Genomic DNA, 263 nt, shown 5'->3' with positions numbered 1-263 from the left:
CATAATTCAGGAGTTACACCAAACTGCGAAGATAGATAGTCAATGATACCTGGATGACTAAATTCAATACTAGAAAGCATATGTATGGGCAATGCAGCATACCTCGTGAAATTGGTTGCATCCCATTCCTGTAGCTCACGAAATGCCGCAGGCATAATAATTTGTCGGCCAGCATGACGAAGGATATGGCATAGCTCATGATAAAAATGCTCCCTTTGAATTGAAGAGGGGAGCCTTTTGTCTATGGTGATACTCTTGAAACG

At 41.8% G+C, this 263-nt stretch carries 1 protein-coding gene; it reads right to left on the bottom strand.

The features are described from left to right. Nucleotides 1-263 (bottom strand): ImmA/IrrE family metallo-endopeptidase (locus SB754_RS20930; RefSeq protein ID WP_410784272.1); only part of this gene is annotated, 263 nt, incomplete at both ends.

The organism is Leifsonia sp. SIMBA_070 (assembly GCF_046534635.1).
GTDB lineage: Bacteria > Actinomycetota > Actinomycetes > Actinomycetales > Microbacteriaceae > Leifsonia.
Note: the sequence above shows the minus strand (reverse complement) of the source record. Positions and strands in the feature narration are given on the sequence as shown.